This window comes from Gryllotalpicola daejeonensis, assembly GCF_039538145.1.
GTDB lineage: Bacteria > Actinomycetota > Actinomycetes > Actinomycetales > Microbacteriaceae > Gryllotalpicola > Gryllotalpicola daejeonensis.
Genome location: NZ_BAABBV010000001.1, coordinates 843,287 through 856,989, shown reverse-complemented (window position 1 = coordinate 856,989; position 13,703 = coordinate 843,287). Strand labels below are relative to the sequence as shown.

Annotated in this window: 14 protein-coding genes; 9 read left to right on the top strand and 5 right to left on the bottom strand. The window is 70.1% G+C overall.

The features are described 5' to 3' along the window. Position 1 precedes the first annotated feature (1 nt). Genes ABD736_RS04300 through ABD736_RS04280 form a run of 5 tightly spaced genes read left to right on the top strand, consistent with a single transcriptional unit; the run spans position 2 to position 5,406 of the window. A complete protein-coding gene (locus ABD736_RS04300) occupies positions 2-898 on the top strand; it encodes a LysR family transcriptional regulator ArgP (RefSeq protein ID WP_344790502.1) in 897 nt (298 codons plus the stop codon). Positions 899-926: 28 nt separating this feature from the next. Further along, complete coding sequence (locus ABD736_RS04295; protein ID WP_344790501.1) at positions 927-1,646, top strand: HAD family hydrolase; 720 nt, start codon at positions 927-929, stop codon at positions 1,644-1,646. Further along, positions 1,646-2,428 (top strand): ABC transporter ATP-binding protein, encoded by a 783-nt coding sequence (locus ABD736_RS04290; protein ID WP_344790500.1) that lies wholly within the window; start codon positions 1,646-1,648, stop codon positions 2,426-2,428. The genes ABD736_RS04295 and ABD736_RS04290 overlap by 1 nt, the downstream gene beginning before the upstream one ends. Next, positions 2,425-3,159, top strand: a complete 735-nt coding sequence (locus tag ABD736_RS04285; RefSeq protein WP_344790499.1) for an HAD family hydrolase — start codon at positions 2,425-2,427, stop codon at positions 3,157-3,159. Before ABD736_RS04290 ends, ABD736_RS04285 begins: the two co-directional genes overlap by 4 nt. A 9-nt stretch (positions 3,160-3,168) precedes the next feature. Next, positions 3,169-5,406 (top strand): glycoside hydrolase family 3 C-terminal domain-containing protein, encoded by a 2,238-nt coding sequence (locus tag ABD736_RS04280; protein WP_344790498.1) that lies wholly within the window; start codon positions 3,169-3,171, stop codon positions 5,404-5,406. Here the strand turns inward: ABD736_RS04280 and ABD736_RS04275 are convergent. Beyond that, positions 5,390-5,830, bottom strand: coding sequence for a nitroreductase family deazaflavin-dependent oxidoreductase (locus tag ABD736_RS04275; protein ID WP_344790497.1), 441 nt, complete (start codon positions 5,828-5,830; stop codon positions 5,390-5,392). The two genes, ABD736_RS04280 and ABD736_RS04275, sit on opposite strands and share 17 nt — an antisense overlap. A 55-nt stretch (positions 5,831-5,885) precedes the next feature. On the opposite strand from ABD736_RS04275, the gene ABD736_RS04270 reads away from it, so the two are divergent. Further along, complete coding sequence (locus ABD736_RS04270; RefSeq protein ID WP_344790496.1) at positions 5,886-6,935, top strand: aldo/keto reductase; 1,050 nt, start codon at positions 5,886-5,888, stop codon at positions 6,933-6,935. An 85-nt stretch (positions 6,936-7,020) separates the two neighbouring features. Here the strand turns inward: ABD736_RS04270 and ABD736_RS04265 are convergent, their stop codons facing one another. Next, complete coding sequence (locus ABD736_RS04265; RefSeq protein ID WP_344790495.1) at positions 7,021-7,827, bottom strand: alpha/beta fold hydrolase; 807 nt, start codon at positions 7,825-7,827, stop codon at positions 7,021-7,023. Positions 7,828-7,866: 39 nt separating this feature from the next. Between ABD736_RS04265 and ABD736_RS04260 the strand changes: the two genes are divergently transcribed. The 3 genes from ABD736_RS04260 to ABD736_RS04250 all read left to right on the top strand — a co-directional run bounded on the left by ABD736_RS04260 (position 7,867) and on the right by ABD736_RS04250 (position 10,831). After that, positions 7,867-8,910 (top strand): NAD-dependent epimerase/dehydratase family protein, encoded by a 1,044-nt coding sequence (locus tag ABD736_RS04260; protein ID WP_344790494.1) that lies wholly within the window; start codon positions 7,867-7,869, stop codon positions 8,908-8,910. Continuing rightward, complete coding sequence (locus tag ABD736_RS04255; protein WP_344790493.1) at positions 8,907-9,593, top strand: histidine phosphatase family protein; 687 nt, start codon at positions 8,907-8,909, stop codon at positions 9,591-9,593. The genes ABD736_RS04260 and ABD736_RS04255 overlap by 4 nt, the downstream gene beginning before the upstream one ends. An 86-nt stretch (positions 9,594-9,679) precedes the next feature. Further along, a complete protein-coding gene (locus tag ABD736_RS04250; protein ID WP_344790492.1) occupies positions 9,680-10,831 on the top strand; it encodes an LLM class flavin-dependent oxidoreductase in 1,152 nt (383 codons plus the stop codon). 32 nt (positions 10,832-10,863) lie between these two features. Here the strand turns inward: ABD736_RS04250 and ABD736_RS04245 are convergent, their stop codons facing one another. From ABD736_RS04245 to ABD736_RS04235, 3 genes are read right to left on the bottom strand one after another with little or no spacing between them, the layout of a single operon-like run. After that, positions 10,864-11,874, bottom strand: coding sequence for a transporter substrate-binding domain-containing protein (locus ABD736_RS04245; protein ID WP_344790491.1), 1,011 nt, complete (start codon positions 11,872-11,874; stop codon positions 10,864-10,866). 36 nt (positions 11,875-11,910) lie between these two features. Next, positions 11,911-12,684, bottom strand: coding sequence for an amino acid ABC transporter ATP-binding protein (locus ABD736_RS04240; protein ID WP_344790490.1), 774 nt, complete (start codon positions 12,682-12,684; stop codon positions 11,911-11,913). Continuing rightward, positions 12,681-13,592, bottom strand: coding sequence for an amino acid ABC transporter permease (locus ABD736_RS04235; protein ID WP_344790489.1), 912 nt, complete (start codon positions 13,590-13,592; stop codon positions 12,681-12,683). The genes ABD736_RS04240 and ABD736_RS04235 overlap by 4 nt, the downstream gene beginning before the upstream one ends. Positions 13,593-13,703 lie beyond the last annotated feature (111 nt).

Sequence of the window (13,703 nt, the reverse complement as noted above, 5' to 3'; positions counted from 1 at the left end):
TATGGCCGAGCTCAACACCGATCAGCTGCGCACGCTGGTCGCCGTCATCGACGAGGGGACCTTCGATGCGGCCGCCGCGCGGCTGCACGTCACGCCCTCTGCGGTGTCGCAGCGCATCAAGGCGCTCGAGCAGTCGGCAGGGGCCGTGCTGGTGCGGCGCGTGACGCCGATCCAGGCCACCGAGGCGGGGTTGGTGGTGCTGCGCCACGCGCGCAAGCTCGCGCTGCTCGACCTCGACCTGACGCGCGAGCTGAGCGCGGCCGGGCGAGAGGCAGGGGTGCTGTCTGTGCCGATCGCCGTGAACACCGACTCCCTCGACACCTGGTTCCTCGACGCGCTCACAGCGCTCACGCCGCGGGCGGACATCGTCTTCGATCTGCGCCGAGAGGACCAGGAGCACACGCTCGAGCTGCTGCGCTCCGGTGAGGTGGCGGCCGCGGTGACGAGCATCGCCGAGCCGGTGCAGGGCGCCGTCAGCGTTCCGCTCGGCTCGATGCGCTATCGCGCGGTCTGCTCTCCGGCGTATGCCGAGGCGCACCTCGGCGGCGTCGCGCACATCAAGCGCATCGCGGCGGCGCCCTATGTCGACTTCGACCGCAAGGACCAGCTGCAGCACCGGCTCTATCACGCCGTCGTAGGCACGGAGGGGCAGGCGCCGCGGCACTACGCCCCGACCACCGGCGCGTTCACGCGCGCGATCTTCGGTGGCCTCGGGTGGGGGCTGCTGCCCGATCAGCAGTGCGCGGCGGCGCTCGAGAGCGGCGAGCTGGTGCGCCTCGGGGGAGCGCGCTCGGTGCGGGTGCCGCTCTATTGGCAGCGCTGGGCGATCTCTTCGGGCGTGCTCGACGAGGTGACGGATGCCGTGCGCACGGCGGCGCGCGCGAGCCTGGTCCGCTGATGTCAGACGGCGGGGTTACCCTGACCGCATGACGCCGCACACCCTGTTGCTCGACTTCGACGGAACGCTCGTCGACTGGGTCGGCGCGCTCGAGGCGGGGGTCACGGCGGCCGCTGCGCACGTCGCCCGTCTGCACGGGCTCGACGCCGCCGAGGTTGCGGCGCGCACCATGGCCTTCGAGGAAGAGGTCTTCGAGCTGCACGCCACGGGGTGGACGCTCGGCGGGGTCGGCGCCCCTGAGCTCGGCCTCGCGATCTGGCGCCGGCTGCTCGGCGAGTACGGGCTCGACGACGAGCCCGCCGAGTTCCTCGCCGCCGCGCAGTGGCAGGCAGAGCTGGCGGCCTATCGCGCGTTCGACGACGTGGCAGCCCTGCTCGCGGGGTGCGCCGCTGCAGGCATCCGGCTCGGCCTCGTCACCAACGGCCCGAGCGCCGTGCAGCGCGCGAAACTCGAGCGTGTCGGGCTCACCGGCGCCTTCGACGAGCTCTTCATCTCTGCGGAAGTCGGCGCAGCCAAGCCCGACACCCGCATCTTCGAGGTTGCGCTCGAGCGGCTCGACGCAGACCCCGAACGCACCTGGCACGTCGGCGACAGCCTCGAGTTCGACGTCGCAGGGGCCCAGGCCGCAGGCATCGGCAGCGTCTGGCTGAACCGCTTCGACTGGCCGCGCGGCAAGCACCAGCCGGCACCTGATCGCGAGATCGCGACGCTCGACGAGCTGACGCAGGTGCTCGCCAAAGCCGCGTGATGGCGGCGCCCACCGGCGTCGACGTCAGGGGCCTCAGCAAGACATTCGGAGTCGGGCGCGGTTCGGTGCAGGCGCTCGACCGCGTCGAGCTCGGCACCGCGAAAGACACGCTCCTGTCGGTGATCGGGCCGTCGGGCTGCGGCAAGTCGACACTGCTGCGCATCCTCGCCGGGCTCGAGACGCCGACCGCGGGCACGGTCGCCATCAACGGCAGGTCGGCCGATGAGGTGCGCCGCAGCCATGAGATCGGCATCGCCTTCCAGGACTCGGCACTGCTGCCCTGGCGCACGGTCGCGAAGAACATCCGCCTGCCGCTTGAGGTCGCGGGTATCACGCCAGAGCCCGGGCTGATCGAGGGCCTCATCGAGCTCGTCGGCCTCGCCGGCTTCGAGAACGCGAAACCCGCGCAGCTCTCCGGCGGCATGCGGCAGCGCGTCTCGATCGCGAGGTGCCTCGCGGTGCAGCCGAGCATCATGCTGCTGGACGAGCCGTTCGGCGCGCTCGACGACATGACCCGCCAGCGCATGAACGTCGAGTTGCAGCGCATCATCGGCGAGCGGCCGGCGACGACGCTCATGGTCACGCACGGCATCGCCGAGGCGATCTTCCTCTCCGACGTCGTGGCCGTCATGGGGCCGCGGCCCGGGCGCATCGTCGAGGTCGTCGACATCGACCTGCCCAGGCCGCGAACCCCCGAGCTCATGCGCTCGCCGGAGTTCCACGCCTATCACGACCGCCTCTCCGAGATCCTGTTCCGTGCGCCCGCTAGGGTGGCCGAGTGACGTCCCACGTTCTGCTCTTCGACTTCGACGGCACCGTCAGCCTCGGCGACGACCCCGTCATCGCCTATGCCAGACACCTCGATGAAGAGGCCGGCAGCAGCGTCGATCTGATCACCCGGGTCGTCTCGCGCTGGCTGGCCGCCGACGGCCGGCTCGACGCGGCGACCGAGGGCATGACCGACGCCGACCCCGTGTTCCTCGGCCTGCACGTGGTCGACGGCGCGATCGACGGCTACGCCGCGGCACAGCGCCTGGCCGCGCTCGTCGGCGTCACGCCTGAGCGCATCGACGCGGCGTATCGGGCGAGCCGAGCAGACCTCGCCGACGGGCTCATCTCGACCCACGCGCCGGAAGGCTTTGCCTCGTTCCTGGCTGCGTTTCCGGCATCCGTTCACCGGGTACTGGTCTCGAACTCGCCCGAGAACGGGCTACGCGAGCAGCTCGACAAGCTCGAGCTCACGCGCTCGTTCGACGAGGTCGTGACGAGCGCGAACAAGCCGGCCGGCCTGAACGCGATCGCCGAGCGCATCCTCACCGAGCAGGGCGTCGCAGCCGAGCGGCTGCTGTCGGTCGGCGACATCTGGGTGAACGACCTTGCGCCCGTGGCGGTTCTCGGGGCTGCGACGGCATTGATCGATCGGATGCCTGTGCCGGCCGACGCCGCACCGACCGTGCGCGCCCCGCACATCGAAGACCTCTATCCCTGGCTCCTCGAGTGGGCATCCTCCTAGAGTGAGGGCATGCCGCGCGAGCTTGACGAAGTCATTCCCGATCTGAGCCTCGAGCAGAAGGCGACCCTCGCCTCGGGGGCCGATTTCTGGAGCACGAAGCCCGTGCCGGGCATCCGTCGCATCACGATGAACGACGGGCCGCACGGCATGCGGGTCGTCGCCGACATCGGGCTCAAGAGCCAGAAGCGGGCCACCTGCTTCCCGCCCGCTGTGGGGCTTGGCTCAACGTGGAACCCGGCGCTGCAGCGCGAGGTGGGTGAGGCCATCGGCCGCGAGGCGCGCGCCCTCGGCGTCGACGTGGTGCTCGGGCCGGGCATCAACATCAAGCGCAGCCCGCTGTGCGGCCGCAACTTCGAGTACGTCAGCGAGGACCCGCTGGTGGCGGGCTCATTCGGCCAGGCACTGGTCGAGGGCATCCAGTCGCAGGGCGTCGGCGCGTCGGTGAAGCACTTCGCGGCGAACAACCAGGAGACGGATCGCATGTACGTCTCGGCCGAGGTCGACGAGCGCACCCTGCGCGAGATCTACTTCCCGGCGTTCGAGCGGGTGGTGAAGAACGCGAAGCCGGCGACGGTGATGTGCTCGTACAACCGCATCAACGGCGTCTACGCCTCGCAGAACGAGTGGCTCCTCACGAGTGTGCTGCGCGACGACTGGGGCTTCGACGGCGTCGTCGTGAGCGACTGGGGTGCCGTCGTCGACCGCGTCGAGGCGGTCAAGGCCGGCCTCGATCTCAAGATGCCGACGGCGACCGGTGACGACCGTGTGATCGCAGCGGCGCAGTCGGGCGAGCTGCCCGAGTTCGTGCTCGATCGGGTCGTGTCGCGACTTTCGACGCTGGCAGAGCGGGCGGATGCCTCGCGCCTCGGCCCCGTCGAGGTCGACTTCGACGCCCAGCATGAGCTCGCGCTGCGCGCGGCCCTCGAGGGCCCCGTGCTGCTGAAGAACGAGAACGCCGCACTGCCGCTCTCAGAGCATGGCTCGACGCGCATCGCCGTCATCGGCGAGTTCGCCCGCACGCCGCGCTATCAGGGCTCCGGCAGCTCGCAGGTGCCGTCGACCCGCGTCGACAACGCGCTCGACGCCCTGACCGAGCTGATCGGGAACCGTGTGCGCTTCGCGCCGGGATTCACCTTCGACGGTGACGCGGAGGCCGACGCGGCGCTCGCGGACGAGGCGCGCACCCTCGCCGCGGACTCGGACTGGACAGTGCTGTTCCTCGGCCTGCCCGACTCCTACGAGTCGGAGGGCTTCGACCGCGAGACCATCGAGCTTCCGGCGAACCAGCTCGCGCTCATCGAGACGGTCTCCGCCGTCACGCGCCGGGTGGTCGTGGTGCTGTCGAACGGTGGCCTCGTCGAGACCGAGAGCTGGGAGTTCCGCGCTCGCGCGATCCTCGAGGGCTGGCTGCTCGGGCAGGCCGGCGGCCGGGCGATCGCCCAGCTGCTGCTCGGCCGCGCCAACCCGAGCGGCAAGCTCACGGAGTCGATTCCGGTGAAGCTCGCCGATACTCCCGCGTACATCAACTTCCCCGGCTGCGACGGCCAGGTGGTCTACGGCGAGCGCATCTACGTCGGCTATCGCTATTACGACACTCGCGGTCTGCCGGTGTCGTACCCGTTCGGCCACGGGCTGAGCTACACCGAGTTCGAGTACTCGGGGCTCTCTGTCGAGGCGGCCGGCGACGGGGCATCCGTCACCTTCACCGTGACGAACGTGGGCGACGTCGCCGGCGCCGAGGTCCCGCAGGTGTACCGCAGCGACCGGCACAGCGCGATCGACCGGCCGAAGCACGAGCTGGTCGGCTTCCAGAAGGTGTTCCTCGAGCCCGGCGCGTCTGAGACCGTGACGATCGAGCTCGACTCGCGGGCCTTCGCCTACTGGTCGATCTCGCGCCACGGCTGGATCGTCGACGAGGGCCTGTTCACGCTCTCGGTCGGCGCATCGAGCCGCGACCTGCGCCTCTCGGGCGAGGTGCGCCTCTCGGCGCAGGGCCCGAGGCAGCGCCTCACCGTGTTCTCGCCGATCGCGGACTGGTTCGCCGACCCCGTCGGCGCGCAGGTGCTGCAGGGCGCGATCGCGCAGCTGCCCGACGCGCACGCCTTCCAGCTCGACCCCAACACGAACGAGGGGAAGATGTTCGCCGCGATCCCGCTCGGGCACCTGCTGTCGATGGTGCCGAACGCGCCGTCCGGCGCCGCCCAGCAGCTGGTCGCCGCCTACGAAGAGCTCAGTCGCGGGGCGTGAGCACGAAGACGGGGATCAGCCGGTCGGTCTTCTTCTGGTACTCGGCGTAGTCGGGCCACGCCTCGACCGCGCGCGCCCACCACGCGTCGCGCTCGGGGCCGTCAGGCAGCTCGCGCGCCACGTAGTCGCCCTTCTTGCTGCCGTCTTGAAGCTCGACGTGCGGGTTCTTGACGAGATTCCAGTACCAGGTGGGATGCTGCGCCGCGCCGCCCTTGGAGGCGACGACCGCGTACTCGCCGTCGTGCTCGACGCGCATCACCGCGGTCTTGCGCAGCTTCCCCGACTTCGCGCCCACGTTGGTGACGACGACGATCGGCTTGCCGCGCAGCGTGTTCGCCTCGGCGCCCGCTGAGGCCTCGAACTGCTCGGCCTGCGTGCGGGCCCATTCGGAAACGCCCGGCTCGTACTCTCCCTGAAGTGGCATGGTTCGAGCCTAAGCGCACTGGTTGTCGAATCGATTCGGCTCTAGGCTCGAAAGCATGGATTACAGGCAGCTCGGCAACTCCGGACTTCGCGTCTCTTCCCTGACCCTCGGCACCATGGGCTACGGCGGCACCGGGTGGGCGACCCCCGTGGGAACACTGCAGCTCGACGATGTGAAGCGCCAGCTCGGCCTCGCGAAGGACGCCGGCGTGAACATCCTCGACACGGCCGACGTGTACTCCAACGGCCTCTCCGAGGAGATCCTCGGCGACGCCCTCGCCGGCGCCCGCGACGAGTGGATCGTCGCCACCAAGGTGCGCATGACGATGGGCGACGGCCCGAACGACGCGGGCGCCTCGAGGCACCACATCATCCGCGGTGCCGAAGACAGCCTGCGCCGCCTGGGGACCGACTACATCGACCTCTACCAGCTGCACGAGTGGGACGGTCAGACGCCGCTGGAGGAGACCTGGGCCGCGCTCGACCACCTCGTGCAGTCGGGCAAGGTGCGCTACCTCGGCATCTCTAACTACACCGGGTGGCAGACGGTGAAGGCGGTCATGACCGCCGAGAAGCACGGCTTCACCCGGCCGGTCGCGACGCAGGTGCACTACTCGCCGCAGACGCGCGACATCGAGGGCGAGGTCATCCCCGCCGCGATCGACCAGGGCCTGGGGATTCTGGTCTGGAGCCCCCTTGCCGGCGGACTGCTCTCGGGCAAGTACCGTCGCGGGCAGGACGCGCCGGAGGGCTCGCGCCGCTTCCAGGGCTGGACGGAGCCGCCGGTCTACGACGAGGACCTGCTCTACAAGCTGATCGACCTGCTGGTCGAGATCGGCGACGGGCACGGCGTCTCGGCCGCGCAGGTCGCCCTCGCGTGGACGCTCGGCCGCACGCAGATCAGCTCGCTGATCATCGCGGGGCGCACCGACGAGCAGCTGAGCGACAACCTGGCCGCGGCATCCCTGGTTCTCAGCGACGACGAGCGTGCCCGAATCGACGAGCTGACGCTGCCCGACCTGCGTTACCCGTTCTGGCACCAGCGCAACACCTCGACCGACCGCCTCTCGGCCGCCGACTGGTCGCTCATCCGACAGTACGTTTAGACGCCGCTTCGGAGGAATCGCGCTGGGGCGCACGTTTTCGAGGGCAAAACATGCGCCCCGCGCGGATTCTTCCGCGCCCAGGCGGCTATGCAGGCTGGGCCGCCAGCCAGTCCCGCACCGCGGGCAGCGCATCCGGGTGCCGCGGCGTGCGCCCGTGCGTCGCGCCGTCGAGCAGGCGCACGGGCATCGTCGGCAGGTAGGACTGCATGCGGGCCGCGGCACGCACCCGGATGTGGTCCTCGGTGCCGGCGATCATGAGCAGCGGCATCGGAAGGCTCGACAGCGCATGCGCGGGCACGCCTGGGTCCTCCTCGGTCTTGCGCATGTAGGCGGCGAGCGCCTTCGGGTCGTTCGAGAGCAGGGCGAGTGCCGTCGAGTTGTCCAGCGGTTTGCCGAGGTGCTCGGCCCAGCGGTCGACGAAGGCCTGCATGCCGCGGGCAACGAGCGTGTCGACGACACCGGGGAAGAAGGTCTTGTCGAAGATGCCCTGGCCGCCGGTGCGCGGCGAGCCGCCGAGCGTGACGAGGCTCGCGAGCCGGCCGGGGTGCGTGTAGGCGATCTCGAAGCCGACACGCCCGCCGAGCGAGTACCCGATGTAGTGCGCCTTCTCGACGCCCGTGGCCTCCATCACCGAGAGCACGTCGCCGACGAAGAGCGCCTGGTCGTAGGCATCCTCGTCATACGGCTTGTCGCTGCGGCCGTGACCGCGCAGATCGAGCGTGACCACCTTGTAAGTCGCCTGCAACTCGCGCACCCAGCCGAAGCCGCGCCAGATCGCCTGCGTGAGCGCGGTGCCGTGCACGAGCACGACGGCCGGTGCGCCAGGGGAGCCCTCGCCGAAGACGCGGTAGGCGATCTGGGTGCCGTCGAGGGGGTTCTCCACTGAGTCCACCCCTCAACGGTATCTTCACCGCGCCGGTAGCCTTGAGGGGTGGCGCGTGCAGTGATCCTCGGCGGTACCGGGCTGATCGGCCGGGCCGTTGCGGCCCGACTGCTGGCCGCGGGCTGGCGGGTCGATGCGACCGGGCGCGATGCCGCGCACGTGCCGGACGATGTGGCTGAGGCATCCGGCTTCACATTCGTGAATTCAGATCGAGGGGATGCCCGCGCTCTGCGTGCCGTGATCGGTGACGGCGCCGAGCTGATCGTCGACTGCCTCGCCTTCACGGAGGCGGACGCGCTGACGGTGGCGCCGTTCCTCGCCGACGCCGACGCGTCGGTCATGATCTCGAGCAAGGCGGTCTACGTCGACGAGTTCGGCAACCACGGCAACTCGGCGACGAAGCCGGTGTTCCCGCTGCCGATCCGCGAGACCGATGCGACCGTGGCCCCAGGCCGCGGTGACCCCACCACGCGGGACGGCTATGGGGCGAACAAGATCGCGGCCGAGAATGTGCTGCTCGACTCGGGGCTGCCGGTCACCGTGCTGCGCGCGGGCAAGGTGCACGGGCCCGGTGCCGCCCGACCGCGCGAGTGGGTCTTCCTGAAGCGCGCGCTCGACGACCGCGAGCAGCTCGCGCTGGCGCACGGCGGCCGCGGGGGAGACCACACGACCGCGGCGGCGAACATCGCCTCTCTTGTGGAGGTCGTGGCGAAGCATCCGGCTGCCCGCATTCTGAACGTCGGCGATACGGATGCCCCGACCGGCCGGCAGATCGCCGAGGCGGTCGCCGCGCACGCGGGCCACCGTTTCGAGTTCGAGCTGCTCGAGGACGACGTCGACCCGCAGTACGGGGCGCACCCGTGGGACGTGGTGCCGCCCGCCGTGCTCGACCTGTCGGCTGCGCAGGCGCTCGGCTGGCAGGGCAAGACCTTCGCCCTGGCGGTCGGGGCCGAACTCGACTGGCTGCTGCGCGAGCACGAGCTCGGGCGCACCGCCCGTTTCGATGACGACCCCTTCTTCGCGCCGTTCCTCGACTATCGCGTCGAGGATGCCTATCTGCTGCTGCGCAGCCTGTCCAGAGAGACCATATGAGCCCCACCATCCGCCTCACCGTTCGCTCGACCCGCCCGGGGGAGGCGTTCTCGGAGCACGGCGGCGCGAACAAGGCGCGCCTCGTGCTGGTGCGCCACGGGCAGACCGAGTGGAGCCTGTCGGGCAAGCACACCAGCGTCACCGACCTGCCACTGACCGAGGCGGGCGAGGCCGAGGCCGCGGCGATCGCCGAGGTGTTGAACGGTCACCGCTTCGGCCTCGTGCTCTCGAGCCCGCGGCACCGGGCGATCCGCACCGCAGAGCTCGCGGGCTACGGCGACCAGGTCGAGCTCGACGAGGATCTGGCCGAGTTCGACTACGGCGCGTATGAAGGGCTGACGACGCCGCAGATCATCGAGCAGCGCGGCGCGAACTGGAACCTGTGGCGCAACGGCGTTCCCGCCGGCGCGACGCCGGGGGAGTCCGCGGCCGACGTGCAGGCGCGAGCCAAGCGCGTGATCGCCCGGGCCCTCGACACGATGTGGAACGGCGACGACGTCATCTGCTTCGCCCACGGGCACTTCCTGCGCGCGATGGCCGCCGCGTGGCTCGGTCTGCGTCCGGTCGACGCGCAGGCGTTCTCGCTCGCGACGGCGACGGTGAGCGTGCTCGGATTCGAGCATGCGCAGCCGGTCGTCGTGCGCTGGAACACCCCGCCCGGCATGCTGCAGTTTCCGGCGTGAGCTGGAAACCGGGCAGGCAGAGCCCGGCGTAACACTGTGTCGTAACACGCGAGCGGCGGCGCGCGGCACCGCCATAGCGTCGAGGCATGGGCGAGCACATGATCCTCGGCGCGGCGTTCCGTGCCCTCGGCGCGTTCCCCTCCGGGTGGCGGATGCCCGGCGCTGAGCGCCTGCCCCGCCGCGAACCCCAGGTGCTCGTGAAGGCTGCGAAGATCGCCGAGCGGGCCGGTTTCGACTACCTGTACTTCGGCGACTGGCTCTCGACCGGGCCTGAGCTCGAGACGACCGCGCCGCACCTGCTGGCCAGGGTCGACCCCCTGAGCGCGGTGGCGTTCCTCGCGGCATCCACGCGCCGCATCGGGTTGCTGACGAGCATCAACACCACCTACAGCGAGGTGTACTCGATCGCCCGGCAGACGGCATCGATCGATCTGCTCTCGGGCGGCCGGCTCGGTCTCAACCTGCACGTCGGCGCGAACGCGCCCGCTGCCGCGAACTACGGCAAGGACGTCGAGTGGGACCGCCTGAACGCCTACGACCGCGCCTTCGAGTTCGTCGACGCGCTGCGACGCCTGTGGGACAGCTGGGATGACGACGCATTCATCGCGGATGCCTCGGCCGGCCAACTGGCCGAGCCGGGCCGCGTGCACCCGGCCGACTACTACGGCCGCTTCGTGCAGACCGCCGGCCCGCTGAATGCGCTGCGGCCCGTGCAGGGCGCCGTGCCGATCACCCACACGGGCACCTCGCCGCGCGCGCACGAGCTGGTGGCGACGCGCGGAAACGTGGCGATCGCGGATTTCGAGGATGCCGCGCAGGCGTTCGACTACCGCGCGGGCCTGCGCGCCGCGGCGCTCGCAGCGGGCCGTGACCCGCTCGACGCGCCGGCGCTGGTGATCCCGGTGCTGCCGGTCGTCGCTGAGACGCCCGAGAAGGCGGAAGCGCTGGCCAGCGAGCTGCTCGCCCTCGTCGCCCCAGGCACCCGCGCCCGCGTGCCCTCCCTGCTCGTCGGCGACGGCCCCGCGGTGGCTGCCCGACTGGAAGCGTGGTTCCGGTCGGGGGCCGTCGACGGCTTCCAGATCCTCTCGGCGTGGATGCCGGCGCAGCTCGAGGCGTTCGCCGAGCTGGTTGTTCCCGAGCTCGTCGCGCGGGGCGTGTTCCGCAGCGCATACGCGGGTCGCACCCTGCGGGAACACCTCGGGCTCAGGCATCCGATCAGCGCATACGCACTGGACTGATGCCTGAGCCCGAGAAGCGAGGGCAAAAAACCCTACTCGTTCGTGATGGGCAGCCCCGGCGGGTTCAGCTCGGACTTCTGCACGGCCTCGTTCGAGAGGTTGTAGGCCGCGAGCCACTTCGCATACTGACCGTTTTCGATCAGGTAGTTGATCGCATCGACGGTCGGCTGGGCGAGCCCGTTGCCCTTCTTGGTCGTCGCGGCGATCAGACCCTGCAGGCTGGCGCCGGCGCCCGAGTAGGTCGCCTCGGTGCGGGTCGGGTTCGCCGTCTTGGCGGTCTGCGTGTCGTGGTAGGCGGCCGACGGGTTCGGTCCGAAGTCGATGTCGATCTTGCCCGAGCTGAGCGCGAGGTAGGTCGAGTTGGTGTCGGCGAAGTATTTGATGGTGAAGTTCTTGCCCTCACTCCTTAGCTGCTTCTGCCACTCGAGCAGGATCTTCTCCTGGTTGGTGCCCGCGCTGACCGCGACGACCTTGCCGTCGAGCGAGTCGGGCCCGGTCCACTTCCAGGTGCTCTTCTTGAGCACCTCGAGCGCGAGGTTGTCGTCGCGGTACGAGGCGAAGTCGTACTTCTCTTTGCGCTGCTCGGTGTCGGTGATGTTCGAGAAGCCGATGTCGGTCTTGCCCGTGTCGATGCCGACGAACAGGTTGTCCCACGTGGCGTTCGAGACGACGGGCTTGAGGCCGAAGACGGCGGCGACGAGGCGGCCGAGGTCGGGCTCCGCGCCGGTCAGGGTCTTCTGGTCGTCGCCGGTGAAGGCGAGCGGGGGGAAGCCCGCGGGCAGCGCGCCGACGCCGATCTTCAGCTCGCCGCTCTTGCGCACAGACGCGGGGAGCTCGGCCCGGATCTTCGCAACGGTCGAGACATCGATGGTGGTCTCTTTCGCGGCGCCGTTGCTGTGCGCTCCGACGGTGACCGTGCCCTTGGCGCTCTGGGTGCTGGCGTCGGCCGAGCTGGCGGCGCAGCCGGCGACGGACGCGATGAGCGCGCCGGCGACCAGCAGCCCGGCGCCTGCGCGGCGCAGGCGGGTGATGGGGGTCGTCATGGGTTTCTCTTCTCTTGGTTGGGGTGAAGGGTCAGGTCAGAGCACACGCGCCAGGAAGTCGCGCGTGCGGGCGTGCGTGGGATTCACGAGCACGTCGCCGGGGGAGCCCTGCTCGACGATCACGCCCTCGTCGAGGAACACGACGTGGTCGGCGACCTCTCGGGCGAAGCCGATCTCGTGCGTGACGACGACGAGCGTGCGCCCGGTCTCGGCGAGCCGGCGGATCACGGCGAGCACCTCGCCGACCAGTTCGGGGTCGAGCGCCGAGGTGGGCTCGTCGAACAGGATCAGCTGGGGGTCGAGGGCGAGCGCGCGGGCGATCGCGACGCGCTGTTGCTGGCCACCGGAGAGCTGGCGAGGGAAGGCATCCGCCTTGTCGCTGAGCCCCACCTGCGCGAGCAGTTCGAGGGCGCGTTCGCGCGCCGCCGCCTTCGGCAGCCTGCCGGTCGCCACCGGCGCCTCGACGATGTTCTCGATCACCGTCAGGTGCGGGAACAGGTTGAAGTTCTGGAAGACGAAGCCGATGCGGGCGCGCTGGCGCAGGATCTGCTTCTCGTGCAGCTCTTTGAGCCGGTCGCCGACGAGGTGCACGCCGATCAGCTCGCCGTCGACGGCGACGTACCCCTCGTCGAGCTTCTCGAGGTGGTTCACCGCGCGCAGCAGCGTCGACTTGCCGGAGCCGGACGGCCCGAGGATCGCGGTGACGGTGCCGGGCTCGATCGAGAGGTCGATGCCGCGCAGCACCTTCTTGTCGCCGAAGGACTTGTGCGCGCCGACGATCTGCACGGCCGCTGCCGAGGTGGCGCTCATCGTGCCCCCTTCAGGCCGCGGTTGTAGAACCGCTCGACGAAGTACTGCACGAGGGCGATCGCGCTCGTGAGGATCAGGTACCAGACGCTCGCGACCACCAGCAGCGGGATGACCTCGCTGGGGTAGGTCGACTGAAGGTTCTGCACGACGCCGAACAGGTCGAGCACACTCACGTAGAACAGCAGCGAGCTGGACTTGAGCAGCCCGACGATCTGGTTGACGTAGCCCGGCACGATCGTGCGCAGCGCCTGCGGCAGCACGATGCGGGTGAATTGGCGATAGCGGGGGATGCCGAGGGCCTTCGCCGCCTCGTGCTGGCCGAGGTCCACCGCCACGAGCCCCGAGCGCACGATCTCGGCCGCGAAGGCGATCTCGGCGAGGCTGAGGCCCACGACGCCGAGCGTCAAGTCCGAGAGCACGTTCGTCGTCGAGAACTGCAGCTGAGGGCCGAAGGGGATGCCGACGCCGATCTTCGGGTAGAGAGAGGCGAGGTTGTACAGGAACACCAGCACGAGGATCAGCGGAATCGACCGGAAGACCCAGATATACAGCCACGCGGCGCCGCTCAGCACGCGGTTGCGCGAGCGCCGGGCGAGAGCCACGATGACGCCCCCGACGAAGCTCACCACGGCGCTGATCGCGGTCGCCTCGAGGGTGATCGTCAGGCCCGTGAGAATCGCGGGGTTGAAGAACCAGTGGCCGACGCGGCTCCACTCCCACGCGGGGTTCGTGAAGAGCGTCTGACCGAAGTTCAGCGCGAGCAGCAGCACGACGCCGGTCGCGACCCACTGCCAGGGGCGCCGCAACGGCTGCACGCGCCGCGTGAGCGCGGCGGCGGGCACGAGCTGGGCGCGGTGCTCCGGACTCGCGGGCGCGCTGACGCCGGAGCGAAGGGATGCGGTGGTCATGGTTCGGCACGCTATGCGGATGCTTCGCGAGGCGGAAACGCCGGGGAAACATCCCGTAACCGCCGCAACACAGCGCAACATGCGGCCGGCGCCCGGAGCGCCGCAGGGCAT

What these genes read in the sequence shown, in the direction of transcription:
- ABD736_RS04300 (WP_344790502.1), top strand. Translation starts at nt 2, where the DNA reads ATGGCCGAGCTCAACACCGATCAGCTGCGCACGCTGGTCGCCGTCATC.
- ABD736_RS04295 (WP_344790501.1), top strand. Translation starts at nt 927, where the DNA reads ATGACGCCGCACACCCTGTTGCTCGACTTCGACGGAACGCTCGTCGAC.
- ABD736_RS04290 (WP_344790500.1), top strand. Translation starts at nt 1,646, where the DNA reads ATGGCGGCGCCCACCGGCGTCGACGTCAGGGGCCTCAGCAAGACATTC.
- ABD736_RS04280 (WP_344790498.1), top strand. Translation starts at nt 3,169, where the DNA reads ATGCCGCGCGAGCTTGACGAAGTCATTCCCGATCTGAGCCTCGAGCAG.
- ABD736_RS04275 (WP_344790497.1), bottom strand. Translation starts at nt 5,830, where the DNA reads ATGCCACTTCAGGGAGAGTACGAGCCGGGCGTTTCCGAATGGGCCCGC.
- ABD736_RS04270 (WP_344790496.1), top strand. Translation starts at nt 5,886, where the DNA reads ATGGATTACAGGCAGCTCGGCAACTCCGGACTTCGCGTCTCTTCCCTG.
- ABD736_RS04255 (WP_344790493.1), top strand. Translation starts at nt 8,907, where the DNA reads ATGAGCCCCACCATCCGCCTCACCGTTCGCTCGACCCGCCCGGGGGAG.
- ABD736_RS04250 (WP_344790492.1), top strand. Translation starts at nt 9,680, where the DNA reads ATGGGCGAGCACATGATCCTCGGCGCGGCGTTCCGTGCCCTCGGCGCG.
- ABD736_RS04245 (WP_344790491.1), bottom strand. Translation starts at nt 11,874, where the DNA reads ATGACGACCCCCATCACCCGCCTGCGCCGCGCAGGCGCCGGGCTGCTG.
- ABD736_RS04240 (WP_344790490.1), bottom strand. Translation starts at nt 12,684, where the DNA reads ATGAGCGCCACCTCGGCAGCGGCCGTGCAGATCGTCGGCGCGCACAAG.
- ABD736_RS04235 (WP_344790489.1), bottom strand. Translation starts at nt 13,592, where the DNA reads ATGACCACCGCATCCCTTCGCTCCGGCGTCAGCGCGCCCGCGAGTCCG.